The 26,193-nt window shown below is 34.5% G+C and carries 17 protein-coding genes and 1 pseudogene; all 18 read right to left on the bottom strand.

What is annotated here, in order from left to right:
- Positions 1-69: 69 nt before the first annotated feature.
- Complete coding sequence (locus AAT17_RS12610; protein ID WP_060524804.1) at positions 70-699, bottom strand: hypothetical protein; 630 nt, start codon at positions 697-699, stop codon at positions 70-72.
- Complete coding sequence (locus AAT17_RS12605) at positions 692-2,146, bottom strand: PglZ domain-containing protein (RefSeq protein WP_060524802.1); 1,455 nt, start codon at positions 2,144-2,146, stop codon at positions 692-694. The genes AAT17_RS12610 and AAT17_RS12605 overlap by 8 nt, the downstream gene beginning before the upstream one ends.
- Complete coding sequence (locus AAT17_RS12600) at positions 2,136-4,904, bottom strand: helicase-related protein (protein WP_060524800.1); 2,769 nt, start codon at positions 4,902-4,904, stop codon at positions 2,136-2,138. Before AAT17_RS12600 ends, AAT17_RS12605 begins: the two co-directional genes overlap by 11 nt.
- Before the next feature lies 1 nt (position 4,905).
- Positions 4,906-5,082, bottom strand: a complete 177-nt coding sequence (locus tag AAT17_RS13380) for a hypothetical protein (protein ID WP_157539285.1) — start codon at positions 5,080-5,082, stop codon at positions 4,906-4,908.
- Between the two features lies 1 nt (position 5,083).
- Positions 5,084-7,666 (bottom strand): DNA methyltransferase, encoded by a 2,583-nt coding sequence (locus AAT17_RS13415; protein WP_060524798.1) that lies wholly within the window; start codon positions 7,664-7,666, stop codon positions 5,084-5,086.
- 4 nt (positions 7,667-7,670) lie between these two features.
- The gene (locus tag AAT17_RS12590; RefSeq protein WP_060524797.1) at positions 7,671-10,313 is read right to left on the bottom strand and encodes a hypothetical protein; all 2,643 of its coding nucleotides are present in this window, start codon (positions 10,311-10,313) and stop codon (positions 7,671-7,673) included.
- Positions 10,314-10,316: 3 nt separating this feature from the next.
- Positions 10,317-14,012 carry an ATP-dependent RecD-like DNA helicase gene (locus AAT17_RS12585; protein WP_082586977.1) on the bottom strand — a complete coding sequence of 1,232 codons (3,696 nt, stop codon included), beginning with the start codon at positions 14,010-14,012 and terminating at the stop codon, positions 10,317-10,319.
- A gap of 5 nt (positions 14,013-14,017) precedes the next feature.
- Positions 14,018-17,677 carry a DUF6079 family protein gene (locus AAT17_RS12580; protein ID WP_060524793.1) on the bottom strand — a complete coding sequence of 1,220 codons (3,660 nt, stop codon included), beginning with the start codon at positions 17,675-17,677 and terminating at the stop codon, positions 14,018-14,020.
- The gene (locus AAT17_RS12575) at positions 17,674-18,069 is read right to left on the bottom strand and encodes a hypothetical protein (protein ID WP_157539284.1); all 396 of its coding nucleotides are present in this window, start codon (positions 18,067-18,069) and stop codon (positions 17,674-17,676) included. The genes AAT17_RS12580 and AAT17_RS12575 overlap by 4 nt, the downstream gene beginning before the upstream one ends.
- A 13-nt stretch (positions 18,070-18,082) precedes the next feature.
- A complete protein-coding gene (locus AAT17_RS12570; RefSeq protein WP_060524789.1) occupies positions 18,083-18,280 on the bottom strand; it encodes a helix-turn-helix domain-containing protein in 198 nt (65 codons plus the stop codon).
- A 221-nt stretch (positions 18,281-18,501) separates the two neighbouring features.
- Positions 18,502-19,098 (bottom strand): DUF4112 domain-containing protein, encoded by a 597-nt coding sequence (locus AAT17_RS12565; RefSeq protein ID WP_082586976.1) that lies wholly within the window; start codon positions 19,096-19,098, stop codon positions 18,502-18,504.
- The gene (locus AAT17_RS12560) at positions 19,098-21,353 is read right to left on the bottom strand and encodes a hypothetical protein (protein ID WP_060524787.1); all 2,256 of its coding nucleotides are present in this window, start codon (positions 21,351-21,353) and stop codon (positions 19,098-19,100) included. Before AAT17_RS12560 ends, AAT17_RS12565 begins: the two co-directional genes overlap by 1 nt.
- A 179-nt stretch (positions 21,354-21,532) precedes the next feature.
- Positions 21,533-22,216: a hypothetical protein gene (locus AAT17_RS12555; protein WP_060524785.1), complete on the bottom strand. Its 684-nt coding sequence runs from the start codon at positions 22,214-22,216 to the stop codon at positions 21,533-21,535.
- Entirely contained in the window at positions 22,213-22,818 is a 606-nt protein-coding gene (locus AAT17_RS12550) for a hypothetical protein (RefSeq protein WP_367379277.1), read from the bottom strand. Before AAT17_RS12550 ends, AAT17_RS12555 begins: the two co-directional genes overlap by 4 nt.
- 143 nt (positions 22,819-22,961) lie before the next feature.
- Positions 22,962-23,240, bottom strand: a complete 279-nt coding sequence (locus AAT17_RS12545; RefSeq protein ID WP_060524781.1) for a helix-turn-helix domain-containing protein — start codon at positions 23,238-23,240, stop codon at positions 22,962-22,964.
- Between the two features lie 197 nt (positions 23,241-23,437).
- Positions 23,438-24,292 (bottom strand): annotated as a pseudogene (locus AAT17_RS13500) (RteC domain-containing protein).
- A gap of 135 nt (positions 24,293-24,427) precedes the next feature.
- Entirely contained in the window at positions 24,428-24,970 is a 543-nt protein-coding gene (locus AAT17_RS12530; RefSeq protein WP_060524776.1) for a hypothetical protein, read from the bottom strand.
- Entirely contained in the window at positions 24,971-26,095 is a 1,125-nt protein-coding gene (locus tag AAT17_RS12525) for a PD-(D/E)XK nuclease family protein (RefSeq protein WP_060524773.1), read from the bottom strand. It abuts the gene before it with no gap.
- Positions 26,096-26,193 lie beyond the last annotated feature (98 nt).

Genomic DNA, 26,193 nt, shown 5'->3' with positions numbered 1-26,193 from the left:
GTTGGTGGATTTGATTAATAACACTGTTTCCTTAATAGCTTTGTTTTTAATTTGAGCTGGTTTGCAATCCTATTTTTGAATTGTTCTAATAAATTGAAAATATGGGTCCATCAATTGGTATTCTTGAATTTCATTTATGCTATTGTTCAATTTGAATGATTCTAAATAAATTTTCTCCGTTATGTTAGAGCTGGCAATAAGCTTTTTATCCCATTGATAAATTCCTTGCTTAGGACGATTAAAAAATCCTGCTTCCAAAAACATCGGAACTACACTGTAAATCCCATTTTCAGTTGCACGATTACCACCATAAATGTTTGAGATTGATTTCTTGACGGTATTTGCGTTGATAATTTCTTGAACCGCAAAATACTTTCCGAATATCTTTAAAACATCATAAGAAAATGGAAACGCTGAATTCAATAGAGCTATCAATATTATATCTCTATCTTGTTTCTTTTTGATTACCAATTTTATTGCAGCTTTATTGACATTGATTAAAGGCATTAATGGATTTTTGGGAATGATTCGATTAACTATCCTTAAAGCTTTCTTTAATCTATTCTCACCGCTATACTCAAGCCTTAATTGTTCCATGATATATTCATTGGAATAGTTATCATTTAAATATGCTTCCAATGCAGTATATAAAGTTTCCAAAGGGATTCTCTGATTTATATCTATTGACTTATTATTCATTTGTAATTTCTATAAATGGAATTACCACTTCAAGGAAATGGGCTCCGCCATGTGTTACCAATTCATCTCTTCTTGAAAAACTCAATTCATTTTTGAAATAAAGAGCTTGTCCTTCCTGTACAATTGAATCAAGTAGCTCCGGATTGTTGTCCAGAAACTCATCTTTCAATCTTTTTTCAGAGTATTCAAGATGCCGTTCACTTCTGCTTCCTGATTTGTTGGTTCCTAATTTTTCTTTTCCATTCAAGCCACGCCATCCTTTTGCTTGGATATTACCATGATCGCTTGTGATGATTATTTTAAAATCTTTTGACAGCAATTCCTGAATAGTCTCTTGTATTTTGCTTCGTATAAACCAATTCTCAGTCAGTTTAAAGAGATCATTATAATCCTTGGAACTGTGCATATAGTCATCCAAATCTTTGTAAACAATACCTAACCTTTTGACTCCATCAATATTGGAGAGGCTAATTGTATCATGCTGATACTGTATTTCAAAATCATTGAGGTTTTTAGCTTTCCAGTAATTCTTCCAAAGCTTTGATTCATTATTTGGATTTTGCTTGTAAGATTCTAGTGGACTAGAACCTCTAAAAATTGCCTGTCGTGAGAGTTGTGTAATTGAAGGTATCCAGGAGAAAGTGATCTCTTCTTTTTTGTTTCCTGATAACCGATTTTTAATTAAAGCATACTGCCAAAAACTTAAACCATCAATTACAATAAGTGCAATTGCATTCTGTTTGTAATTGAAGTCTATATAATCCAAAATCTTAGATACAATCTGTGGTCTCTTAATCGGATTTGAATTTTTTATTTGAGGATATTTAGATTGAATATGCTTTTGAAATCTTTCATTTATCTCTTTGATCATTTCTTGAACTAAGGTAAACTCCTTAGAACCTATGGATTGCGAAATTGCATCTCCAAAAAGAGTGGTTATTTCATGCCAGTTGATAGTTGAAGTTGCTAAGCTTTCATTTATTCTTTTTGTAAATTCATCAATATCAAATTTTGGATTCTTTGATTTTGAAACAGCAGACACCTTTTCAATTTCTTTGATTGTTTCACTTTTTGACAGAGAAAACAACTGTTTCTTAATGAATAATTTATCCAATATGGATAATGGTAAATCCTTAACTGATGGGATATGATATTCAGAAAGATATTGACTTAAAAAGAACTCAGAATGAATAGCAATGCTTTCAATATCTTCCAAGTATTGTCGGTTATCCTTATTAATAAGGAACAAGGTTTTAGAATTATCTCTAAGTTCAAACGCTACCCTTTGGGAGAGATTGTTTCCGAAAGAAACATGGATGTTATCTCGCTCAAACGCTTCTATCACATCCAAACGAAATAAAAACCCATCATTGTTCTCGATTATGAGGACAGGAGCATCATAACTGGAAAGTACTTTGATTATATGTTTTATCAGGCTATTCTCCATCCAATCTAAATGTTAAAAGTTGTTTAGTCCCTGGAATAAGCCTTTGATTCTCCTCAAAGTCAGATAACCATTTTTTATGCTCACTTTCAAGTCGTTTTAACTTCGATCTGCGAATATTCTCAATACCTATTTTATTGATTCTTGACTTTTGAAATTCGTATGAATTCAGTTTGTTATCCTTCTTAACTTTCAAAGATTCCATTAGATCGGCTTCCATGTTTTGAAAAGCCATATAAAGAGCATCATTTATAATGTTTGAAAAATCCTTTGATTCGGTTACTCCTTTAAATTCGATTTGATCAGAATTGTCTTCAGAATTAAGTCTATTCCATATATCGTTGGCATAAGCATAAAACAATTTTCCTTTATCAGATATAAAAAAGGGCTGATAATGAATCTTTGTCTCAAACTTGTTTTGGGCTGAAATTTGCCATAATGACCAATAACCAGCTGTTTCATTTTCAGACCTAAACTTTATAACAGGTATTTTTGATTCGGCATTGAATTCACCTATATCGCTCAGAATTTTCTTAATCCAGTTATGTTGCAAGGTGATATGTTCAACATCTGGATTATTCATTGAAACCTCTGAATCAAAAGTGATTTTCTTTTTTTCTTCACCAATAGTTATGTTATGAAAACCAAGTAAGCTTTTCGAAGCAGAGCCTCCATGTAGTTTAGTGTATTCAAATACTAAAGATTCCAACCATTGAGGGAGAGGACTGTATTTTATCTCAGAAGCCTTTTTAGACTCAATTTCATCTTCATCTACTTGAGGTAATACACCTTCCGTACTTTGAAAATCTCGCAGTTTACTTTTTATTTCACTAAGCCATTTTTCTCCTGCAAATTCAAACCGTTCGGGATCTAACAAACTTTGTAAGTAAAGTTTGTTTACCTTTTTCATATCAATTGCAGAATCCAAAACATCTGCCGTCTTATCAATCCCTAATTGGTCTATGATATTATTGAGCTTCTCTTCAATAACTTCATACACTCTTAGATCAACGCTGTTATTTGTAAGCATATTAAATGCCTGGACAATATGCTTTTGACCAATCCTATCCACACGACCAATCCTTTGTTCAATCATCATTGGGTTCCATGGCAAGTCGTAATTTATAATGACATGGCAGAACTGCATGTTTAGGGATTCTCCGGCAGCATCGGTGGCAATTAGTATTTGTGCATCGTTTTTAAAGTTTGACAACGCTCTTTTACGCTCATCTAAATCTTGACTTCCGTTTATGCTTGCACATGAATAACCTTTATTGGTAAAGAAGTCATGTAGCATTTTTTGAGTAGTTCTAAACTCAGTGAATACCAAAATTTTCAAAGAGCTATCGTTTTTTTCTTGTTGTAGATTTTTGAATTTATCCAGTAAAGCATCGGCTTTTGCATCGGCTTCTGTATTCAAACAGTCTTGTGCCTTTTCGATTAAATCGCACAATAGACTTTCTTCATCCACCAATCCTTTATTGTTGCTTTGGTAAAACCCTTCAAAATCAATATCCTCGTAAAACTCGTCTCCAAATTGATCTATATCATCAGAATAGTTTTCAACGTCATTATCATCTCCATACCTCAGTCGTTCCAACCTTCCTTTCATGGCTGAGAGTATCGCTGCGGTAGAACTACTGACTAATCGCTGAAAGAGAATCATAATCAACCCAGTTGCACTGTTTTTAGATCTCTTGGCGGTATTAAACCCTTTTCTCACATAATCAGTAACCGCTCCATATAACTCAATTTGTTTTTGATGCTTGTTCAAATCGAGCAGTACATCAAAACGGTGGGTTTCTCTTTCATTAAATAATTTCTTGCCATCGTAATTCACGGCTAATCGTTTCTCTGTTCGGATTACATAAGGCTCTAATTCTTCAATATCAGGCAATCCTTCTCCTGCAAAGGCATCAGGGTCCAATAGTTGTAATATCCTTCTAAAATGATCTGATTTACCACGGTGAGGTGTAGCAGATAAAAGCAATACATTCGATACAGTGTTACACAGTTCTTGGGCTAAGACATACCTTGATACGGTTGATGATGCACCACCCATTTTATGAGCTTCATCAATGATTACCATATCAAAATCTGCTTCCAGTACAGCTTGCATTCTGTATTTATTGTATTCATTTACTCGCTCTTGAGACCAACCCTGTCTTTTTTCCAAAGGTTTAAGAGCATCCGTTGATACAATAATTTGATTGTGTTGTGTCCAAAAATTAAATTCTTCATCGGCATTAATGTTTGAAAATGTTCGTGCCATTGAAGTAATCATGTCCGAATCGTACAAGTGGAAAACTTCATTAAAATGCTCTTTTAATTCACTTTGCCATTGGAGCATACTTGATTTTGGAACAATAACTAATACACGTTTAATGTCTCCACGCAACTTCAATTCCTTCAGAATTAAGCCGGTTTCAATAGTTTTTCCCATACCAACTTCATCTGCCAGTAGAAAGCGATTTTGAGTGGATTGCATTACTTTTTCCAATACCAATATTTGGTGTGGTAGCGGAATTAAACTACTCTCGTACGGTGCTAGAATATTTTTCTTCGCTACTTCATCTTTAATTTTTGCAGCAATAGAAATGAAGCGAATCAATGGAATGTTAAATTCAATATGCTCATTCTCCAAATCTTCCTTGGCGACCTGTAAGAAAGAACCATCTTCTAAAATACGTATCCAAGCGATCGTTTTTCCGAAAACTTCTTTTTCTCCTAAGACTTCTATGGCTTTTCCTTTGTATAGCATATTAAGCTCTACTACTCCACTTATTTTTAAGTGATTTTAAATTATTGATCATACTTCCTATAAAAAAACCAGTAGTTCCTCCTCCTGTTTTCTTCCATATTGCCAAATAGTCTTCCATCTCTTGAATCAATTTGTCAAAAGCTTTAATTACTTTATTTTTTTGCTCCCATCTATCCATTTTATACTCTCGAACTTGCTATATCATAAAACTGTAATAAGACTTCATCTTCCATGAGCAGTTTGTTAGGGATTTTATCCCCAATGGTTACTATAGATTGAAAATCTTTATCCTGATAACATTGCTTAAAACCAGCACGTAATGCTTCTACACGAACCTCTTTAATGCTTTTCTTTTTGGTGGTTAACGCTTCCTTTTTATACACCTCAAATTGCTTTAACAAACGTTTGGTACGTAGTTTCTCTAAATCTGCTTCGTTTTCAGGATCTGGAACATACCACTTGCCTTGCTCATCTTTTAGGAAGTTTTCTTCTAGTATGGTTGCTAACTCTGGAATGATATCTCCTTTACGAACCCCAGCCAAGGCTTGCATCCATAAAGGTTGAATGTCTTGATATGCCAATGATTTTTCGCTCAATACATTTTTTAACCACAGTACTCCATCTTGTTCCGATGATACTAAAATGGATAATTGAATAAAATCAGGATTCTCCGCTTTCTTTTTATCGTACTCTTGTACTTGTTCGTTGGTAAAAAACATACCGTCTCTCTCGATAAACCGTTCACGCAAACCTTTTTGAAACGCCCCAGCATCTATAGGTACTGGTAAGCCTTTTTGTACATAAAAGGCAATTAATCTATCGAATAGAATTTTTGGGCTTCTCTCAATAATAGCCGTAGTAGCATTATCTTTTACCAAGTGAATTGGTAAGTGATTTAAGTGTTCTTCTACGAAATCCCATACTGCAACATCTGTATTTTGATGTTGTTTAAATTTTTGATTAAACTCTGAAGATGGCTTGTAGCAAGAAATAACTAAATCCTGTTTTACTGCTGTAACTGTTGTTACAGCTTTGAAACTACCTTGTTTTTTATCTATAGAAGCTAAATTAGCAACAATAAATCCAGCATTTTGAAGAGCCGTTTGTATTCCATTCCAAACTCCAGCACTAGTATTAGAAAACTCAACTGTCATCCATTTATTTGGCTTTAATATTCGAAAATACTCATTGAAACTTTTTGACATTAATCTCTGATAGTCAATAAATGATTTTGATTGTCCTTTACTTTCAATAGCCTCTGGGATACTATTAGTTTTAACTTTAATCCATGATTCCCATATAGAATTTAGTTCTGAATACATTATATTCCCGCCAAATGGGGGATCAGTAAAGATATAATCAATTGAACAAGATTCTAATGGGTTTGCTGTTGCAGAATGGGTACTGATAACGTTATTTTCAATTGGCTCATTTAAAGCCTTTAACACATCTCTAAGTTTATTTTCGACAACATTAAAAACATTATTTTCCTGGTGCAAAGAAGCGACATATAATACACCATTCATTATACCTCCTTTACCACTTGTTCTCCATCGATATAATTTAGATGCATTCCACATTGATGCAGTTAACAGGAATTTGGCTAAAGGGTATTTACTTAATTCATTTAAAACTATTAACGCTCTTTTAGAAAAAAAGTCAGAAGCTTTTGTGTAATTATGGGATGTTAAAGGCTGTGATGTATTCGCCCCTTTAGGTAATGTAACATTGAGAATATTAGAAGTATCAAAATCTGAGTCGATTTTATCTATCAAACTTAGGTCTTGATTATCAGGTTTTTTTTCATATCTCTTACCTTTAAAAGTATAATTAATTATTACTGGTTTAGTAAGTGCTACTTTCTTTATTTCATTATTAACAATAGAGGTCACAGTGACTCTTTCTAGTTCATTTTTTTTATAAGAAGAACCACACTTTTCACAAGTAAATTCATTAGCAATTTTGCTTCTCTCATTATTAACAGCTCTTTCAAAATATACTACATCCGAAAGACAGTTTTTACATTGAAAAACATCACTATAAATTATATAATTTATAGTTCCAATTGAATTTTGTTCATGATGTGTATGATAAAACCAAGAATATTTATTTTTTATAAATTCAATTATATTTTCAATTTTTTCTATTTCTTGGACTAAATTTATTTTTTTATTATAATTAGAAGCTATAAATGAAGCGATAGGACTTAAGTCACTACAAATCACATTTCTCTTACCCCATTTAATATTTTCAACTTCATGTTCTAATATTATTTGTAATTGCTTATTAGGATTATTACACATACCTCCTGCAACACCGGTCATTCCTGTACCTGCAAAACCATCAAAAACAATATCTCCTGGCTGAGTGTATTTTAAAATATACCTCATTATTGCTGGGTGCGGCACCTTAGTGTGATAGGAGTGAGCCATGTAAATCGGGTTATTCTTTCCTTCACTCACGTCCGCAGCATAAGGCTCATCTACTTCAAAATCAGCAGATCGTTTTCCCTCCTTTTCCAATTGTTTTTTTTCTTCTTCCCATTCAGCAACAAAGTCATTTAACCATGGATTGGGACAAGCTGTATAGTATGGTGGATCGGATAGGTTTAAAATATCCTCATCTTCACCAATGGGAAAACCTTCCATTTGTTTGAGTTCAGGTAGTTTTTTGCGAAGCTCATCACGGAAATAATTTCTACGTTCTTCTTCTGTATTGAAGGTAAGGCCTAATATTGTTATTTTTTTACTTTCTATTTCCATAAAATTACACTCTTGAACTTGCTATATCATAAAACTGTAATAAGACTTCATCTTCCATGAGTAGCTTGTTAGGAATTTTATCACCTAAAGTAACTATAGATTTAAAATCTTTATCCTGATAACATTGCTTAAAACCAGCACGTAATGCTTCTACACGTACCTCTTTAATGCTTTTCTTTTTGGTGGTTAACGCTTCTTTTTTATACACCTCAAATTGCTTTAACAAACGTTTGGTGCGCAACTTCTCTAAATCTGCTTCGTTTTCAGGATCTGGCACATACCATTTACCTTGCTCATCTTTTAAGAAGTTTTCTTCGAGTATGTCAGCTAATTCAGGAATAATATCTCCTTTACGCACACCCGCCAAAGCTTGCATCCATTGAGGTTGAATATCTTGGTAGGCTAAGGATTTTTCGCTCAATACATTTTTTAACCACAGCACACCATCTTGTTCCGATGAAACTAATATGGACAATTGAATAAACTCCGGATTATCTGCTTTCTTTTTATCGTATTCCTGAACTTGTTCGTTGGTGAAGAACATACCGTCACGTTCAATAAAACGCTCTCTTAATCCTTTTTGAAATGCTCCTGCATTAATTGGCACAGGCAAGCCTTTTTGTACATAAAAGGCAATTAATCTATCGAATAAGATTTTTGGACCTCTTTCGATTACTGGATTAGTCGCATCTCCTTTGTTTATATGAATGGGGACATGGTTAAGGAAATCTTCAACAAATGTCCATATGCCAATATCGTTTCTGACTTCAGTATTTTCAAGTAAAGAGTTTATTTCTGAGGAGGGTTTGTAACAAGAAAGTACAAGTGGCTGCTTTACTGCAATTGGTCCAATTATACCGTGAAGTCCAGGTCTAGAAGTATCCATTATGGAAACATTGCTAACAATAAAACCTGCTTGGGAAATCGCATATTGTATTACATTCCATACTGATGCTTCAGTATTACTGAATATTACTGTCATCCATCTACCCGGTTTCAGTATCCTATAATACTCGCTAAAAGCAAGGGAAAGCATATTTTGATACTCAAAAATTCCTTTATCATGCTTGGCACTCATTATAGCTTCTCTACTAATCTTAGTTTTTACCTTGATCCATGATTCAAGTATTGAATTAAGCTCAGCATAAGGGATATTATCGCCGTATGGTGGATCTATAAACATATAGTCAACAGATGCCTCCTTTATATTTTTAAGACTTGTTGTGTCACCAACCTGAACAAGCGAATTACCTTTTGGTAGTTTGATTTTTTTGAAATGATTTAGTTTTGACGTGAAAAAATAAAAAGGTGAAATTTCAACAGGTGTAGCACTTATATAGAGAGTATTTGCCAATGGTCCTACATGCCTATTGTGATTAAAACTATATCGATTGGTTTTATCTAATCTACTTTGGGAGGATGTGAACCAAAATAATAGCGCTTTTTTTATTCTTTCATCAAAACTGCTATTCATTATTTCATTATAAAAAGCCGATATTAAAATTAGATTTCTTTTTGAATATAGATCATAATACCTATTTATGCCTTTATGATATCCAGCTCGATATGTGTCTCCCCAACTTTCTCCCTTATCAAGAATTTTTTCTTTTGGAAAAAAGGTCGATATTTTTGATGCTTTCGCCTTTTGGATTATTTCTAAGTCACTACTGTTAACCTTTCGCTCTACTCTTTTACCATTTTCAATGCAACTTACAAATACCGGAACTTCTTTTATTCTAGTTCTAGATTCATTCGCTACATCATCAAAATAAGTTTCTTCAGACGGCTCACAATTCCTTTTCCTTGTAACCACTGAACAAGAGGGGCAAGTAAGATTTTCACTTTGTTTAGTTTTCTCTTCATTCATTGAAGCGTCCCAAAATATCATCTCTTCCTGACAATTAGGACATATATAAATTGAGCTCCAAACGCAATAGATTATTTCAGACTTTACACCGGAGTCATTTTTGTATTCAAATAACCAGCCAAAATCTTTTTTAACTTTAGTTAGAATTAATTCTGCTGATGTTACAAAATCTTTAATGGAAAAAGAATTATTGAGATTGTATGAAATATTTGAGGCTATGGGTGATAAATCATTAACAATAGATTTTCTTTCACCCCATTTTGAAAATAGATTTTCTACATCAAAAGTGTGTTTTTGTTCGGGTGTTGGTGATCCGCACATCCTTGAAGCAACGGCAGTCATACCTGTGCCTCCAAACCCGTCAAATACTATATCTCCAGGTTCTGTATAATACATTAAGTACTTAAGAATTGCATTTGGTGGAACTTTGGTATGATATGAGTGTGCATTGTATAAAGGGTCGTTTTTACCTCCACTTACATCAAAAACATAAGGACTCTTGACATTAAAATTAGAATCTCTCTTTCCTTCCCCTAGCAATTGCTTTTTTTCCTCTTCCCATTCGGCAATAAAATCGTTTAACCATGGATTGGGACAAGCTGTATAGTATGGAGGATCGGATAAATTCAAAATGTCCTCATCTTCGCCAATAGGAAAGCCTTCCATTTGTTTAAGTTCAGGTAGCTTTTTACGCAATTCCTCTCTAAAATACTCCCTTCTTTCTTCTTCTGATGAAAAGGATTTTCCAAGTACTTTTATTTGCTGTGTTTCTGTATCCATGTATTAACTTAATTCTTTAATGATTTTATCAATGTCGTTACTCAGTGTGCTTGTCTCATATGTAGTAAGCAGTTTACCAGGAAAGAACTTCTCATACCATACTTTTTTCCTTTCCCAGTGGGCTTTATAATCGGGTAGATCTAATCGACCCACATGCTCTAAGTAATATTCTTCACCTTGCAACATTACTGTGAAGTCTGGTAAATAGAATGATCCGTCAGATGCGAAAAGTGGTTTTTCATACCAGAAGGGAACTTCTCTTTCGGTGAGCATATTGGCTATGATCACTTCTGATTTGGAGCGCACCATGTACTCTGAAAGTGTTTCATGAACCTTTCCTTCTTCATACCAATCGTTCATTACCAACAATTCTTTCGGTAATGGTTTGAAGTCAAACAGTGAAGTATTGATCTTCGCAAGTTTGTTCGCCTCTGGTCGAGTTAGTTGTAGAAAAGCACTTATATCTTGTTCAGCGAAAACGGTAAGTTTTGTTTTCGCTCTAGTAATTGCAGTATATATCAATTCCTTTGAAAGCAGGGATTTCTTGTTCTTAGGGAGTACTAAGAAGACATGATCAAACTCGCTTCCCTGAGATTTGTGCACGGATATAGCGTATGCTAACTCTAGGTTATCCATTGGTTTTTCCTGTGGCAAATCATTCCAATACCCCTTCTTATTTTTGTGCTTGCCTATTTCCTTACCGAAAGGAATGTGAGCACTTCTTCCCTCGAGATTTACGACAAAACGTTGAATTCTATAAAATGGTGCAGTGTGTCTTGGATTATACCATCTATCATTCGCTTCATCTTTGATAGCCTTACTATCATAACCATGAGCTCTTGTAAATCCTAATTCGCCATTGTAGATGTTAATTCGCTCGTTCGATTTAGATTTAGAAACATAGGCGAAAATAGGATTTGACTTAGGTCTGTTCCTGACTTGAATAACTTTGTCGTAAATACAAATCCCATCAACAAATTGCTGCATTTCAAATTTTGTCCTGTTGAGTCTGCTTTGGAAGAATGTGTTTAGGGCATCTGTCCCGAACAGTTCCGATCTGTATGGAGAGATTACCTGGAATTTGTTTGCTCTTTTTGTTTCAGGCTTATTTTCGTCTTGAAAAACCTTCCCGAGCAATTCCCAATAACGTTCTTCATTGTACTCGATACCATGTTCTTCTTCTAAACCTTTTACGAGAGTGTTAAACATCAAATCATTCAACTCTTTTTCAGTATCCCAGAAGTGAACTTCAATGTCTTTTATATCTCCTGAGAAGTCTTGTTCCTGAATGCGCTTGAGCAAGTCCGTTTGCTTTGCTTTTCTAGTTCCGGTTGCCGCGAGGTCTTCATCCGTTACTTGTGTTTGAATAAACACAGATGCAAGATCAAGGATTCCTGTACCTCTTCCTTCTAACTTGTTTTCTCGTTGTCTTAGGTTTTCCTTCAGTTCACCTTTGTTCTCATCCGGTAGCCAAGTAATCAGATCCGCGAAAACTTTAGCATAACCGATTGGCGGCAGCTGGTTTGGATCGCCAACGAATATGATACGTTGCACTGTATTCCAGTTAATGGCTCTAAAAAGAGTAGCCATAAGTGCCTGGTCTATCATGGAGGATTCATCAATGATAAAAATTCTAACATTTTCTTCTTGTATTCCACCTTCTCGCTTGTAGGTGAAATTATCGTTCATCCAATTTCTCTCTGCTAAAAATGAATGAATTGTTTTTGCTTCTTTACCAGATCTTTCGCGTAATCTATCTGCTGCTTTTCCGGTTGGAGCCAACAATAGGAAAGAAGTTCCTGCACCGTGAGCTTTTTCAATACCGCTGATGATAGACTTCACAACAGTTGTTTTCCCTGTACCAGCACCACCTGATATAACACTCAGTCCTTTGTTAAAAATTGAGGCACAAACACTGGCTTGTGCTTGTACAGCTTCTTTGTATTCCTGTGGATTTAGCTCAGCAATCTTTGAAGTACCGTCATACAAAAAGATTTCCCAATTAGATAGTGTTACAGGACTTTTAAAACTGCTGATCTGACGATTTGCAAGGTTTCTAACTTTCTCTTCGATCAAACGCTCATCTTCAAAAACTTCCCTTAAGTATAGGTAGAGATTGTCTTCATCATCTTTGCGTAAAACCAGTGATTCCTTCAGGATGGCTTTATACGATTCAAAATTCTTCATTTTGAATTCGAATTTTCTCCAATCACTGAGATAGGAAATATACTTATTTACTCCATTCAATATGATTTCTGCAGCAGAGAAGGTATGAGGAGGAATCGTTTTCAAGCTGTTTATGCAAAGTGCACGGAATCGAATATCACTTCCTTTTGTGGTTAAAGCTGCAAGTCCTAGATCAGGTGATGGTAACATTCCATGATCAATCTTGGAAAAGGTTATCTGATCATCAGGACCATTACCAACATACTTTTCACATAATAAATAAGGATTTTCACAAAGTGCTTTTAGATCACAATTCAACCCATTCTGTTGTCGATTTTCTGCTAGAATCTGTGAGATCTGTTGAAGTCGATTTGATTCTTCAATTTCAAAACGCGGGAAAATCTCCAGCAGAAACTTAATCTCATAATCTTCTTTTGTTGCGAATTCATCCCGCACATTACCATACCTGATAGGATCAACTGTTAAGCCATCTATCGGAGTCCCTTTAGACAAAAACTCAACTATGTTCTTGAATGCTGTATCCTCATTATCTTTGGAAACTTCATCTCGGAAGTAAGAACTTACCTCTGGAAGATCCAAATAGTTCAGCACTTGCGGTAAGCCAGGATATTTTCCTCGGTTCTCCCATAGCTCAGCAACGAGTCCGTGAAGCCATTTTTTGCGCGCCTCCCAATCTTCTGATGTGTCTTTCAGTTCATTTTGAAGAACATCTATAATTTCTAAAGCTCTTTCAACGATCTCAAGTGCGTCATCATCAGAAATATGACGCATTGCATACTTAAAATTTCTAGAGTTTTCTGGGAAGAATGCAATCTTCTCCATGATCTCAGGTTGATCTTTGTACTTGTGGTAAGGTATTCTAAATCCTTCCTCTGGATAGTTAGCAGTAATAGGAATTTGCCAAACAAAGGCACCTGCATACTTTTTCCTTTCATCTGGTGTTGCCTTTTGGTATTCCATGTATTCATGGATTTTCTTGACGCGACCAAACCCTACTATCACATAGTTTCTGTCGTCTTCCTTAGAAAGGGGGTTACTATAATTACTGTAGTAGAAAATTAGGGAGCTGCCTTCTTGAACTTCATTCATGAATGCTTTAACATTCGCAATTCGATTGTCGTAGTTAAAAGTGCCATCAGCATTCTTGTCATCTTCAAAGTACATTTCTTCATAAGGCCAAAGACTTACGGTATTAGGAGGCATTTCCCATTGTCTGATTTCCTGATTTTCATACCAGGCTGGAGAATTTACTTCAGCAACTGTTGTGTCTGACCCAAAAGCATTGTTACTAAAGCAACAAGGAGGTATATAATCCTGTTTTATTTTACTACAAGAGCAACCAGCGAAATTTTCTGCTTCTTCCTTTTGTAAATACTTTTTCTCATACATTTCCCCTGGATAAGAGAATTGCCCCGTGCAATAGATATTTGATTCTGGGTCTTCACAGATTTTTCCATTCCAGCCATCTGAATGCCAAGTTAATCTGGCCGATATATGCTTTGGTTTAATCATTCTACTTATTTCAGTATGATTCTGATTTTATCTCTTTCTTTACCTTTGGAAATGTTGTCCACATAAACTTTAAAAGCTTCAACCGCTTCATCAGGAGTAAGTGGTTTATTGAAGGTAGCCTTCATACCATCTAAACTCAATTCAATTTTTTCTAAGCCTTTGTGCAAGCTCATAATGGCGTTGCGAATGGCAAGGGCATTGTCCTTTTGAAGCTTTACGGTATCGCTTTCAAAATCCTTTAGCAATTTTGCTTGAGTAGGATCTAGCAAACTCATGTTCTTCTTTACCATTGGATCTTCCAAGGTGTCTTTCAATGTTTGTTGCCAATTACCCAATAGTTCAGTTAATTCTTTCTTACAAGCTTGAACTGAAACAATACTCTGATCTTCAAAGTCAATAGGATTAAAATCTTGGTAAGGAGCTGTTAGAATAAGTTCTTTGTTTACACCGCTATCGGCAGGTTGAAGTTTAGCTAATTTGCTTAACCATTGGTGATACTGTCCGGAAGAAAGAAAGTCTGCTTCTTTCAGGATGTCGCAAATGGCTTTTTCCTCACTGTCCAATAAAGCCTGCTTTTGTGTATTGTCTGCTTCACTGATTCTGTATTTTAGATACAACTTGAGATACCAATCTGCATAGCGATTTTTTAATTGGCGTAAACGTGTTTTATATTCTTCAATCGTCTTACTATTATTTGAAGAAAGAACAGTTGCTAGTTGATTGATTTCATTGCTTATTTCTTCTTTAAACGCTGCATCAGTAATGTACTGCTTACATTGTTGTAAATATGTAATGTCTTCGTTGAAATGATTGATTTCAGTCAGTTGATTTTCTATTTTTTCAATCAAAGGTTTTGCTTCCAGTACTCGATTTATATCATCCACTGAAAACTGGAAATTTTTCATTCGAGCCTCAGAGGTGTAGTTGGCTAGTTTATCACAAAATCCTGAAAATGCCGTAAAGGAAATTCGATATTCACTGGCCTCGTTTTCAGTGATTAGCTCAATGCCTTTGAAGATAAGCCCTCCTTGAATTTTATTTAAAACAGAAACTGTTCTTTTAGCCCAATCATTAGCTTTCATGGTAAGCTCTAAATAAGTCGATTCACTCTTTAAATGCTTCGACAAATCTTTACCAAGCAGACCGACAAACATTACTTTTAAAGCAGCTTCATTCAACCCTTTAGGAGGTTTGACATGCGTGAAGGAATAGAAGTCCTCTTTTACTATATCCTTTAGTTCTGATAAATTAGTAGAGTTGATGGATTTCCCTGAGGATAGCGTAATTTCCAATTCTCCAAGAGCAGCCAATGTTGCCAAAACAATGAATTCCAGTTCGGCTTCAATCTTAAAGTCTTTAGATAACCACAGGTTGTCGCTCTTATCAACGTACTCAATAATTTCCTGACGATTGAGTACTTGACCTTCACCTTTCTCTTTTAGTTGCGTTAACAGGCTTTTTGCATAGGGCGAATGACTATAATCCAGCATTCCCGGAACCCAAAGTCCAAGTCCCTGCAGCATACCTTCACCATCTCTGTTAGGTTGTTCCGGATTAGCAACTTTAGCCAATGCTTGTTTTACTAAACGGTTAAAATTGTCCTTCGCAACTGGAGCGTTTAATTGTGAAAACTTAGGGTAGTTTGGTCTTTCTTGTTCAAACCATTCCTCAAATACCACCGAGGCAACATCTGAAAATATCTGCTCTTTTGTATATCCAGTTCCCGGAAGTGGATAACCATTTAATGGTAATTCCTTTCCTTGGTAATCCACTTTTGTGATTTGGACATATTCACTATCAAAGAGTGCTCTAGCCTTTTTGTTTAACTCATCTATTTTTTGTCTGTAAATCGCTTTTTGAGATGAATCTGCTCTAACTTCTAGTGCTAGCGCAGCTCCATAAAGCGTTACCGCTTGTTTGAATTCATCAGAAAGCCCATCCATAATGAAATACACTTCATCCTCTTCGTGATTTCGCTTCTTTTTAGATTCATCAAAAATCGGCATGAAATACATGTAGAAATTCTGTATTGGATGAGTTGTTGATTTTTCATTGGGGTTACCAAAGAAAATATATCCGTTTCTAAAAGTTTTGTGAGACTTCCATTCTATGGTGTGATCCCATATTCTAAATCCAGTTCTGTAGGTGTCGTGATCTAAAGGCAGATTAAACTCTAGGAATTTAAAAAAATATTCGTCTTTTTGACTGTCAGCCATTGTAGCTGCATAATCCTTTATTTTTTGGTCAAAGTTAATTCCGCCTTCAACTCGTAAATGATACTCACCGTTTTCAGCATTCTTATCAAAGTATTGACCTGAAGTCGCCGTAATTATTTGCTGTGCGGTAGAATCCATTATATCAATTAGGAAATCTCGATCACTTGCTAAACTGTCGGTTAAACACAAGTCATCTACCAAATGCTCTGTATTTGTACCATTTTGCTTATTCAGTTCATGTTGTAGTAACTTTATTGCACAAGCATTGGCAATTCTTCTAGCTATATTTTTCTTTTTCGCTCTAACTCCTGTAAAGTAGGATTCGATTTTATCAGCAATAGTTTCTGTAACCTCCTTTACTTTCCTAACATCTGGAATCGCCATTAAATCTTGGCTCTTTTGAATGTCTTCCCAATACCTGTCGTAGGTTAATAATCCTGGATTATCAGTAGGTACTTCCTGTTCTAAAATTTCCGTAAACTGATTAGAGAGTGTTTTTAAAATCTCTCTTTGACTTTTTCCAATTCTGATTCGCTCAAAATTTTCAAAATATGTTGGGTGGACCGGGAATAACTCTACATAATCCTGTGTTCTTCCGTGCATATCTGTAAAGAAGGAAAGAAACGGATCTAAGTGCTCTTTTATCTTTTGTTTTTGATGCTCATTTTTACTTAAAAGACGATTCTTTACTATGAAAGCAACATCCTCTTTAGTAATCATAATATCCTTGTATCGGTCATTTACCTTTTGAAGCATATCTGCGGCAAACTGAAATTCTGATGAGTGATAAATCATTTCCTGAACACCAAAAATGAATTTAAACTTAGAGGAATCACATGCTTGACCTAAAGCTTGAAGGACTTGCAAATCCTGATTTAATTTATCCGGCGTACTTCTTCCTTTCAAATAAGCGAGCATTTCGTCGATTACGACCAAGAATCCTTTGTCAGGGAACTTGTCCTCAAATTCAGCCATCATAAGCTTTAACTTATCGGCATAAGTAATAGCTCCATGTCCCTCAAAAGAGAAATCAACACCTATTTCATTGAAATAACGTTCAATTTTAAAGGTAACAAAGTCCCATAAGCTTTCTGTACCACCCAATTCAAAACGCAAAACTTTGAATTTACCTGAAATGGCTTTCAATGCTTCTTTTGGTTTTTCCTCCTGAACTAAATCAATTAATTGTTCATGCTCGGCTATTAAAGAAACCAAAGACATTAAGTGAGATTTACCAGTACCATAATTACCGACAACTTGTAAACCAAAGGATTCACCGGAGTAGGTGAAATCTAAATTCCTTACCATTAATGGGATCAAATAATCTTTAAAAGTTTCAGAAAAAACAAAGGTCTTGACAAGGTTATTTTGATAGTCGCTTTTATGTGTTTCACTAAACTTTACAACTTCTGTAATCGGTTCAAAATTTATTAATTCGTTATATTTCATATTACGATATGACTTAAATTTTTAATATCTATTTTTTGTCCTTTTTCTTTAGTTAAAAAATAAAGGATTCCGTCTTCAATCTCTCCATCCCATTTAACAAACAAAGTGTTTAAGGAAGAGTATTTATCGAGTATTTGTATAAAATCGGTCTTTAATTCAGGTTCAAGAAGAATACCTACGTTGCGTATTGCAAGGTATTTTCCATATTCTGAATTATTTGAAAGGGATGAAGTAAAAAGTTCATCCATTATGATTAAAAATTTCATTCCGATTTTAGCATCCGAAGTGATAGGATTTATCTCGTGGGATAATTTCTTTCCTATATCTATTGCTTCTAAACCTAAAATATCTTGCTTATAAAAAATAATTTTATTTCTGGACTGACTTTTCAAGTATCTGTCGATTTTATCCATGCTTGGTTGAAACTATTAATTCACGAACATCTACATCAAGAAGCCTTGCTATTCTTACCAAAACTTCTAAACTAGGCTGGGCGCGATTTTGAACATATCCATTAACCACGTTATAGCTTTTATCCAGTTGCTCAGCCAGCCAAACCTGTTTAATTCCTTTTTCTTCGAGAACTGCTTTTATCCGGTTCATCACTTATATTTTGGAATGTTAAATGTACGAGAATTCTATTAAAAATATACTGTTTTTTAGGGTATTGTGAAGTAGGTACTTGTTACGCTTTCGCGAAAGCGAGAATAAAACAATAGATTAAAAGAAATATTTGAGAAAAGTGGTAATTATTATCCTTTTCATCGAAAGATAACTAAAGAAAAGAGTGATAAGAGATAGGGATGGATTAAGTTATTTATTTTTCAGGTAAACAAACCAAGAACCCAATCGTAAAAGTTTGAAGTAATGGAGATCATCGTCTTAACCAAGAAGTATATGATTATACTAAGGCTTATAATTCCAAAAGTCCTGAGTACTGCCCTTTTATTAACTTCTCTAATAATTTTACGATCATCTTCTACAAAACCAGTGATTAACCTAAAGTTCTTTTTATATGACCTGAAGAAAAAATCTGCAGCGTCGCCAAAAATGGGAATAAGACCTATCGCAATATCTAAAAGTATGTTATAGATAATGACCAAGGTAAGTCTACCCGATTTTATTTTTACGATCGCTACATATAAAAATGGTAAACTAAAAACAGGGGTCACAGCGTCACCTACCATAGGGATCAAACCTAGAATGCCGTCTAAAAAGTATTTATCCATCCATTTTGTAGTGCCTTTAATAAGTTTATACGTCTTGCTTTTTTCTATTTCACTTTGACGCTTTTTCTTTTTACCAATTCTTTCATTTTCTTTATCTAGTGAGACAATGACGTCTTTACCTAGATCTGCGGTAAGTTGATCTTTGAAATCACTTCGTTTTCTTGGACTTCTGTGCGTAAATGAAGGCTCCATTATATTGTAATTGATTTACCAGATTTCAAGGCGGTGATTATTTCTTTTTCTGTGATCCAAAATTGATCATTAACGTCAATTAGTTCTTTAAGTGAGTCCACATGAAGTGGTTGATTTTTGCTATTTATTGATCTAATGGTTTGTGCCAGAACCTGAGATCGATCATTCACCTGTTCTACTTTTTCTTTAAACTGGGCTCTAAGGGTTTCTAATTGCTGTTCATATCGCTTAGAAGATATAGCATTTTCTAGCTGTAACATTTTAAGTTTAGCAGTCTCTTCTACTACGTCAACTGCGAGATGTGCTATATCTAAAACTTGTTTCTCAATAAGTACTGCTTGCTCTCTGGATACACTTTCGTTAATCTTACTATGAACTTTTTCAATAGCAGTTTTTTCGTTGGTTGTATGCGTGATCTTGGTTTCTTTAGAAGACGTGTCTTCACTATTATCATTCATTACTTCTAGGTCATCTTCTTTATCTGAGTTATCATTATTTATTGCTGAGACTTCATCATGAATATTAACAATATCTGATCGTAACGATGCCATAAATTTTTCTAAATTCATGGTAACCTCATCTGGTAGTACATTACTATTAATGCGCTCGATTTCAATAGGTGTTAAGTGTTCCTCATCGATGTTGAACTCTGCCACTGTGCGGCCTATTCTAAGAATATTAATTACTGAAGCAAGCTGTTTAGAAATTTTATCTTGGATGGAACTGTTTTCACCTATTTTATTATAGATCTCTAATGAATTCTTTTCTATTTTTTCGGCACATTTTCTGAGTTTTATTTTTAGTGATTGCAAGGAGCTTTGATTGGTTTCTAATTCTTCTCTATCTAATTTTATATCTTCCTGAATATCAGCATATGAAATTATAATAGGTTGATATTTTTGATACCACTCACCAAAATCCCTACGATGGGTTTTACTTGCAGCGCCTAGAGACAAAAGCTTCTTAGCTAAATTGGGTTTTCTAGGTGAATGAGACAGCGCATTTTCATACAACTGCTTATAGTCTATAAGTAGTTGACTATTTGATTCTATCCTGCTGTTATAAATAGCTACCTGTTTTATATGATCTTCAATTTGCGCTGATAGTTCATTATATTCCTGTAATAGGCTATTCTTTTGTAGGAATGTATCATTTAGCTCAACGGAGCTATTCAATGAAGAAAAAACTGGTTCAAGGTTTTGAGTAACTATCTCGTCAAACCTACGTTGAAATAAATGAGCAGCTGGAATGTAAATTTCGTTGATTTTTTTATCGACAAGTTGTAGTCTGAACAAATCTGCATGGATGTTACTTGCATCGTAATCCATTTTTTGTTTAAGAAGTTCCACATTCTGACTAAGTTTAGCTGCTTTTTTACTTGCATTCAACTGTGATTTTACTACCGCTAGACCAGCTATTACTAGTGTTGCTTTTGAATTATTCCCTTTACCTATGAGCTTTGTTGCTCTAGACAGATCAGTACTAATTGAATCATTAATCATAGCCATAGCTTCTCCACAAGATTGCATGATACTATCAAACTCAAGTTTTATGTCTTCTATCATTTGATCAGTTTGATAGAACTTAAGGTTGTCAAAGTCAAATAAGGAAGGTTCGATTGATTTAATTCTAGGGCCGAAAACATCTGTTAATTTGATTACGTTCTCTCTATATGTTTTTATGATTTCATTTCTTATAATGCAGTAATCCTCTATCAAGTTAATTACTTTCTGTTTAGCGTAATCATAGCTATCTAAGAGCGTTTTGTAATTCTGATAAATGGATTCTGCTCTTTGTCTAACGCGTTCTATTTTGTAGTTTCCCGTTGTAATAGAGACTAAGTTTTTCTTCTCTACAAAGTCTCCAGCGGTCTCAACTAACATTGTTATTTCAGAAGAGAGTTTTAGTAATAACTCTCTAACCTCTTTTTCTTGTTCGTTAAGGAAACTGTTAGCCTTTTCAAGCTGACCATTTGATACCCATTGCTTAATTTTTGCATTATCTACTATGCCACGCGAAAGGTCATTGTTTAGAAAAACTAGACTCAAGGCCTCTTTTACTTCTGGTTTAGTTGTAGAATTATACAGCTCATGAATTAGCTTTTCAATTACATTTGAATCGGAAGAGATACCAAAAGCATTTAGCTCATAAGCAAGATCTGCGCGAGAAAATTGACTTTTTTCTTTGAATAACTGAATCGCTAGTTTTTCTATATAATCTAATACCTGTGATTTATTGAAAGCATCTAAAGACATAACACGGAAAGCAATTTAATTGGTTAATAAGTTACAAATAAACAAATCGTGATCGACAAAAGATGTCGCTTACAGAATTTATATTTTATTATTTAGTCATACTATAATGATCTAACATCTCTAGCGAGTATAAGATATAATTCAAAATAGCCATTAATTCTAAGAATCGAATTTTTATTTTAAGCTCTTTTGTCTTTGCTTGAACTATCAAAGCTAAGCAAGTTGAACATAGACCGCATGCGTGAGCGTACACGCTCACCATATCGTTCTTCTAGTTCGTTTGCGTTGAGGTTTGTGGTGATATGTGTTTTAGCTTGTTTCTGTCTAAAGACTTCGTAACGCGATATAAGTATCTCTCCCATCACATTACAGTCCTTGCCATAGTATCGACCTACGTGCTCCACGCCTAAGTCGTCGAAGCAGTAATCCTTATAATCTTCATAGTCTTGAATTAACTTGAAGCCTACACCGTTAAAGCCAAAAACGATATTCCGGCACGGAATGAAGTTGTAAGTTTTTTTGTGCGGAACTAGATGAGGTAGCAACCTCATCAAGGTGGTTTTACCACAGCCTACTGGTCCAGAAAGTAAAATACCTTTGTTTGTATCAATACCTAACTTCTTGCAATAATCGTGATCCTGGACAAAATAGCTTGTCAGCTTCAGTAGTAAGTTGTGATCATCTTCATAGATTTTGAAGTTTTTCCCAAACATCAGCTTTCCTTTAGCGTCCAAATACCGAACTATTTTCGGAAAGTCGTATGAAATAGATTTGCCATCAAAGCTGCCTAATGCATATTGGACGGAACCCACATAAATGATGCTTGGATTTTTAGGGTCGTATGTTGTTTCCAGTTCCTTCATAATGGTTGATTGTAATCTTTGTTTCTTACGGTGTGTAGGTTTTGTGCATTCCTCTCGCTACGCTCGTCGGATGCAATATTTTGGGACACTCGCTTTTCGTTTTGCAGTTCTTCAGATTTTAGCAACCAGTTTTTGGCTGAAGCATGCCAATCTTCAATTTTTATTTTCCCACCAATTTTCCACCCGATGGATTGGTAGTGATTGAAGAATTTCTTTGCTTCCTGTTCTGGCCACTTTTGTTTTTTGAAAAATTCTAAAACTTCATTTTCATTTTTAGGCTGAGGTAGTTTATAACTGTTTTGTAATGTTTGTATATGTTTATTAGAACGTCCCACTGCTTGTCCTTGATTTGGGACACCTTGGTACACTGCTTGTCCCACAACTTGTCCAGAGCTTGTCCCAAAAATGAGCATCTTAATTTTTGACCCTTTAAAAGGGTTATGTGAAGGCACATAAATCAAGTATTTGTAATGATTCAATTCCTTAACACATCTGTGATAGGTAGATTTTGAACCTATTTTAGCCAGTTTCATAACGTCTTCACGGTTCACGTGGAAGCTTTTGCGAAAGCGATGGTAATTCCACAGCTGGAACAGCGCCATATATAGGCTTATATGCGTTGGGTTTAGACGGCTATCTTTACGGAATTGCTCAAAGACCGCATTGAGGTGCTGGATGTAATTGACTACAGGCATAATTACTCGCTTTCTCGACTGACGCTCGAAGTGACACGCTCGCAGGCTGGTTAATATTGTGAATTATCGATGCGGTTTTCTGCTATGATGCGGTGGATTTCATCTGCATCGTAGAAAATAATTCCGCCTATTTTGGAATACGGCAAGGTGCCGTTAATACGTAAATTTTGAAGTGTTCCAGGACTAACTTGAAGTAGTTCCATAACCTCAGCTGATTTGAGGTATTTCTTCTGATTGCTTACAGGGTTTTGAATTAGTTTTTTGATATCCTCGAGTAATTCCATTTTGAATTCTCTGAGGTCGTCTGTTGTGATAATGGATGTTGGCATTTGTAGAATATTATAATAATTAGACAAAAGATCCCCACTTTCGTGGGGACTGCGTCAAAAGATTTCTTTTGACTTGATTTGACATTCGTGGAACAAATGTGATACGTATTAACGAGAATTCTTCGGTAGTAGTTCGGTACTACCGAAAGAATTTAACATTTTAATAATCAGATAAAATGAGTTGAAAACCTCATTAATTACCTTGTGTTATCTATGTTTATTCTCTTAAGTAAGCTCTGTTTAAGTTGGTCTAAAAATTTTGTTGGGTCTTTGTCTCGATTTCGGATTTCGGCATAGGTTTTATAAAAATTCTTAAGGTCGATATCAAAAAGTGTTGCGCATACTTCTGCCATTTTGCTTAGCTCTGCTGTACCGTTTCTGATAGCACCAGAAGCTTGCAGTGCATATATTAACTCTACTAAGTCTGTTTTAGATGCTGTCCAGGACAATCCGTTGAGGATGGCGGGACTCACCTCTTCTACTACTACTTCATTCAGTTTCTTATTCAGAGTTTCAAGTTTTATTGTTTAGGTTGCTACTAGCAAGTCATAGGCTACCACTTGCGCTTTTATATTATCGTGGCTAGTGCAAAATTCTGGGTCTGAAAAGTAGTGCGAGGTGTCTGTAAAAAACTCATATTCCTCTGCACCTCTCACAAAATATACGTGGTCTAAAGAGTCTAGTTCTCGTCTACAATAATTGAAAAACTCTAAATTCCGTTTACGGTGTACTTCTAGCTTTTCAAGAGCAGCTTGAATATGTGTAATTTGTTTGTTGACATCCACTGGTGGAAATTCCATTTGAAACCTTAGTAGTTTTGAAAAATACTTCAAACGACCGTAAACAAAAGGTTTGTGAAATTTGAAGAATTTTATTTCCTCAGCTCGAGATCTCAGACAGTCTTTTGACTGAATGTAAAAGCGAAGGTCAATAAGTGCCTCCTTAGAAAGATCAATCCCTTTCTTTAGATTGTTTGGGAGGTGTAAATTTGATTGTTCTACTTCTTGAATTTGTTGTTTGTACTTAGAAATGATTTTGGTAATGTTTTCCATACTTGATTATCTTTTAACCTAAGTTAGAAAACGTGACCAAAATTAATTTTCATCATTTCGTGAAAGGGTAAACTGGATGAGCCAAGTATTTCAGTTATCTATGTAATCAACAATACCCGAATTTAAGCATCGCTCTTACTGCTTCCCTACCCAGGGATTCATTTTATTTCTCAATTGCGACTCTATTCTTGTGATGATAAATTGTGTAATTGCCTTATCAGGAACAGCCGCGAGTTCAGGAAATTCAAATTTTGAATAATACAGTTCGTATTGAATTAAGAAATTTTTTCGGGCATTTAGTTTAAGACTAAAAGTTGTTTTTTCAGGACCATGAAAAATGTGTTCGTGAACACGAGAATCTACCTTTTCTGACTTACCTAAATAAAAAGTATAGAATCCATCACTGATTTCTTGTGTATTATTAAATCTAGATTTAACAACCTTAGGATACTTTTTGATTTCGTTATTGAGCCAAATATCTTCAAATTCGGTTTTAAAAGACGGTGACTTAGGCTTTATGAAAAAGGCGTATACACCAGGAATATTTGATATCCCTTTAATAAATTGATCAATCGGTTTTTTATTGTTATATAATTGAGATTTGATAGTATCAATCTTCTCATCTATACCAACTAAAATAGCTGTAAGTTCATCTTTAAATGTTTCAATACTTATCATCTAGCTCTCAAATTGATTAGAACTGTCATTATAATAAGCTGCTATTGCTTGCTTGTTTTCTCTGAATAACTTTTTGATTTCTTCAATAGTCAATTCTTGACTTTTAAAATCTAATCTAGTTTTATCTTTAAAGTTTTCTTTTAATATTTCATTTGATTTAGACCACACCTGAATAGAAGTTCTGGTTTCATGCTGAGCAATTTGAAGAACAATGCATAAATCTTTCTTCATAAAATCATTTCTAAAATAATGAACTCCACCTTCTGTCCAGTCTAAGACTCTTAAATCAACATCCTCTTTTAGTACTACATTCTCCATTCGTTTAATGTGGCCTATTAATTTATTAAATGCGATTTTTATGTCTGAAATTAAACTCTGATAAGCGGTTACAATAGCTTTAGTAGTTTCTAAATTTTCTTGAACAAGATTTTTTATTTTTTTATCCATTATTAATGATTTTTTTCCTAAAAATTTGTTTGATAGATATAATTCCATCATGATGATAAAGTTTCTCAATAATGGAGGTTCCACTATGCCTAAAGACATTTTAAGAAAAGGAATAACATCACTTACATAACTCCAGTAATGTAAATTGCCAGCACTTTGTAAAGCTTTAGACTCCTCTCTTGTTATGCTATGTTCACCAGGCTCTTTGCCATATGGAGTAAGATAAACTAAGACAGACTTCTCTTTACCTTTACCTTTTAGAGCTTGATAATAGTCTTTTAATTGATTCATTTGATCTACCGCCCAGATTTTATTCTCAATACCTATTACTAAGTTTTTAAATGAGATGACTATATCTAATCTTCTATTGTCTGCTGTAGCCTCTTCACATTCTATATATTCAAACTCTCCTGCATTATCCAGATTTACACCGACTATTTGATCCATAAAAAGATTTAAAAACTTGTCTTTTTGACCATGCGCCTGTTCTGGATCAAGTAAAAAAGCTAATAATTCAGAAAGTTTATTCTCATTAATTTTAAAGAGATTTAACGGGTCAAAATCAAGCGCATAACGTTCATTATATGACTTTCTAAATTCATTTCCTATGTTTATAACCGTACTTATTTTATCAATAAGTAATTTACTGTTTTCATATTTTATTGAGTTTTGAGTCATACTATAACGATTATTGTAAAAAGTCAAATTACGGTTTTAAAAACCAATTATGCCTTTTTTCTTTTAAGAGTTTAATTTTTCCGTTTCACATAATTCTA

The organism is Nonlabens sp. MIC269, from assembly GCF_001430865.1.
GTDB lineage: Bacteria > Bacteroidota > Bacteroidia > Flavobacteriales > Flavobacteriaceae > Nonlabens > Nonlabens tegetincola.
Note: the sequence above shows the minus strand (reverse complement) of the source record. Positions and strands in the feature narration are given on the sequence as shown.

Excerpts from the sequence above, each read along its gene's own strand:
- AAT17_RS12610 (WP_060524804.1), bottom strand. The coding sequence starts at position 699 with ATGAATAATAAGTCAATAGATATAAATCAGAGAATCCCTTTGGAAACT.
- AAT17_RS12605 (WP_060524802.1), bottom strand. The coding sequence starts at position 2,146 with ATGGAGAATAGCCTGATAAAACATATAATCAAAGTACTTTCCAGTTAT.
- AAT17_RS12600 (WP_060524800.1), bottom strand. The coding sequence starts at position 4,904 with ATGCTATACAAAGGAAAAGCCATAGAAGTCTTAGGAGAAAAAGAAGTT.
- AAT17_RS13380 (WP_157539285.1), bottom strand. The coding sequence starts at position 5,082 with ATGGATAGATGGGAGCAAAAAAATAAAGTAATTAAAGCTTTTGACAAA.
- AAT17_RS13415 (WP_060524798.1), bottom strand. The coding sequence starts at position 7,666 with ATGGAAATAGAAAGTAAAAAAATAACAATATTAGGCCTTACCTTCAAT.
- AAT17_RS12590 (WP_060524797.1), bottom strand. The coding sequence starts at position 10,313 with ATGGATACAGAAACACAGCAAATAAAAGTACTTGGAAAATCCTTTTCA.
- AAT17_RS12585 (WP_082586977.1), bottom strand. The coding sequence starts at position 14,012 with ATGATTAAACCAAAGCATATATCGGCCAGATTAACTTGGCATTCAGAT.
- AAT17_RS12580 (WP_060524793.1), bottom strand. The coding sequence starts at position 17,677 with ATGAAATATAACGAATTAATAAATTTTGAACCGATTACAGAAGTTGTA.
- AAT17_RS12570 (WP_060524789.1), bottom strand. The coding sequence starts at position 18,280 with ATGAACCGGATAAAAGCAGTTCTCGAAGAAAAAGGAATTAAACAGGTT.
- AAT17_RS12565 (WP_082586976.1), bottom strand. The coding sequence starts at position 19,098 with ATGGAGCCTTCATTTACGCACAGAAGTCCAAGAAAACGAAGTGATTTC.
- AAT17_RS12560 (WP_060524787.1), bottom strand. The coding sequence starts at position 21,353 with ATGTCTTTAGATGCTTTCAATAAATCACAGGTATTAGATTATATAGAA.
- AAT17_RS12555 (WP_060524785.1), bottom strand. The coding sequence starts at position 22,216 with ATGAAGGAACTGGAAACAACATACGACCCTAAAAATCCAAGCATCATT.
- AAT17_RS12550 (WP_367379277.1), bottom strand. The coding sequence starts at position 22,818 with ATGGCGCTGTTCCAGCTGTGGAATTACCATCGCTTTCGCAAAAGCTTC.
- AAT17_RS12545 (WP_060524781.1), bottom strand. The coding sequence starts at position 23,240 with ATGCCAACATCCATTATCACAACAGACGACCTCAGAGAATTCAAAATG.
- AAT17_RS12530 (WP_060524776.1), bottom strand. The coding sequence starts at position 24,970 with ATGATAAGTATTGAAACATTTAAAGATGAACTTACAGCTATTTTAGTT.
- AAT17_RS12525 (WP_060524773.1), bottom strand. The coding sequence starts at position 26,095 with ATGACTCAAAACTCAATAAAATATGAAAACAGTAAATTACTTATTGAT.